The 2550-nt window shown below is 63.4% G+C and carries 1 protein-coding gene; it reads right to left on the bottom strand.

All coding sequences use genetic code 11. The features are described 5' to 3' along the window. Window positions 1–212 precede the first annotated feature (212 nt). Window positions 213–1643 (bottom strand): hypothetical protein, encoded by a 1431-nt coding sequence (locus JMJ56_RS32905; RefSeq protein ID WP_202836086.1) that lies wholly within the window; start codon window positions 1641–1643, stop codon window positions 213–215. Between the last annotated feature and the right edge of the window lie 907 nt (window positions 1644–2550).

Below are 2550 nucleotides of genomic sequence, written 5' to 3'. Positions count from 1 at the left end.
GCGACTTGGCGGCTGGGAGGCTCATTCCGGCCACCTACCGGATCGGTCCCGACCAGCCAATCCCCGATCAACCTGACGGTGCCGTCTCAGCACCCTAGGTTCGCTTGTTTGGCGTGAGCACGGGCCGAACGGGCCTGCCGCTTGGGTAGCTGGATCTGACGCGTGGCGAGGTGCCTCAGGAACGCGTCCGCCTGCACGGGCAGAGTCCGCCGCTATCGTGTCGGACATGCCATCCCACGGAAGCGCGCAATGGACGCCAGCACTCGGGGAAGAGTCCCGGACGTCGCGTAGGTAGTCCCAGCGAAAGCGGACAGTGCCGCATCCACCTCTCCACGGGTGGGAACCGGTAAGTCGCAACGTGCATCCTGCAGTGCAACGAGAGCATTGAATCTCACGTTTCCCTTGTTCGTCTGCTCGTGAGTCGTGTCGTATGCCGACGGGTCCACGAACGGCGCTAGTACGGCCCCCACAACGCTCGCATACCGCTCCCCCCGCAGTCCTGCTGGCCACGAGCCGCTCTGCAAGAGCCAAGAAAGGAGCTCCGTTGCGTTCCGCCGAACCGTCAGATCAGAACTGCCCATTAGATCGACGATGCGCGACAACTGTTCCGGCGATAGGGAGGAGCCGATCGACACTGCGGTCGACCGGTCCTGGCGGATGGAGCCGACCCAGGCGACGAGCAAGGCTCCCTCGACGTTAAGGTCGGCTGCACCTGGTTGCCAGGCGGATACGATGGCCGAGATTCTTGCTGGATCCCGCAAGTGGCTGATGTCGCTCAGCGCTCGCGTCTGAATGTCGAGATTGGTCGTAGCGAGATTGCGGAAGAGGTCCGCCGCATCACCGCGGTCGGTCTGCGCGAAGGCCAACGAGAAAAGACGGGGCCAAGCGAAGCGTACCGGCGAAGTTTTTGCGCCGAGGGAAGTTCGCGTGACAGGGCACTCCGGGTTGCCAAAGTGCCCGATCGGCTGGTTGGAGATCCTTCCGGCTTGGTAGAGGCGCCACTCACCATCGTTCTCCGCTTCCTCCACCCGGCGGAGCGTCAGGTCGGCACCCGCGGGATCCAGCACGCGCTCGCGTAGGACCGTCATGGGAATGCAGCCGATGATGATCGGACGTGGCGTAGCGGTCGATGGCGGTGATACCACTGAAGAGGAGCTTGGCGCCTGACTAGGTTCGACGAAGCGGATGGAGAAGGTGTCTCCAGTGAGCCACTCGCTCCGCGCGAAGAACTGCCAGTGGAGATCTTGTGAAACTTTTCCCGCGAGGAAGAACGTTTGGCCTCGAACCGTAACCTGCGGGACGTTTTCGGTTCCGTGCAGATGGCCGTACACGAACGGCACCTCCGGCCTGAATATCTGTGCGAGGAGTATGACGCAGGCGGCAGCTCCGCTCGCAGCGAGCCACTTGTAGCGCACCACGACCTGGGCACCGAGCGCGCCCAAGATCGTTGCCAAGCCGACAACGAGAATGGGCCAGCGGAAGTGCGCGGCGTGCCAAGCCGTTCCGAAAAGCGCCAATCCGACAAGCGCGAAGCCGCACAGCGCTGCGAAAACGATCGCGGCGAATGTCTGGTCGATCTGTGCTGGTATCCTCGGCAACCGCTTCTCACGTTTGCCCGGACACTGGTTAGCCGGATCGCTCATGGCCTCTCCCTCAAGCCGACCAGCGCTACCCAAAGCCGCGGGCAAGCGACGGCGGAAAGGAAATATTGCGGCTGCGCGTTACGGAGTGCAACGCCATTCACTTGCTTCTAGGGGGTTGTGGCACTTACGCAGTACGCTGCTGATTAGAGCGCTTTGCTCTGTCACGAGCCTGTCGGAGCAGGATGAGGCCCCAGCGTCCCATTTTGGCAGAACCATGGATAATGAACTGCTTCGATTCGCCCGCCTTGCGGCGGCGGTAGCGCGCCGCGTAGCCCCCGCCCCGAGCCGTTTCGCCACCACGGCCTATGCGCCCGCCGCTCTGTTCGCCGTGCTTTTGCTGCGGGAGAGGCTGCGGCTGACCTACCATGGCCTTAAGGACCTTCTCGGCCTTGCAGCCAACTCCGCCGCGCGCTCGGCCTTCGAGCCGTCCCGGACCATGCGACGGTGTGGCGGTTCGCTCGCCATCACGTCAGTCCTGATATGCTGAATGCGGCCCTGACTGAAACCGTCCGCCGCGCCCGTGGGGACGCTGAACGTGCCTCTCAGATTGCGCTCGCTTCCAATGGCCTCTTTCTCGCATATACATCCCGCTGTTCTGAGTAGCGCACGAAGCGGCACCGGGGTCAGCGCGGCTGGCTGAAATGAGCCTTCGCCATTTGGGTCGAGCCGCAGATTCTGTTAGCGCAGCGTGTCAGGCCCGGCCCGTGCGGTGACTTTAACCGACCTTCCACCTCTGGCGAGCACGGCCGCTGCCAGCATGCCATTCGAGGAACTCCTGGCTGACGCGGGCTACGACAGCGAAGCCAAACACCGCCACTGCCGTGAAGGTCGTAAGACCGTATGTCCGCCTTGAGCCGGGTGGCTCGTCCTACGATGCGCGGGTGAACGAGGGTTGCCCGCATGGGCG

It is taken from the genome of Belnapia arida (genome assembly GCF_016773205.1).
Classification (GTDB): Bacteria; Pseudomonadota; Alphaproteobacteria; order Acetobacterales; family Acetobacteraceae; genus Belnapia; species Belnapia arida.
The sequence above is the reverse complement of the archived record's forward strand: the minus strand, read 5'-3'. Positions and strand labels throughout refer to the sequence as shown.

Excerpts from the sequence above, each read along its gene's own strand:
- JMJ56_RS32905 (WP_202836086.1), bottom strand. The coding sequence starts at position 1,643 with ATGAGCGATCCGGCTAACCAGTGTCCGGGCAAACGTGAGAAGCGGTTG.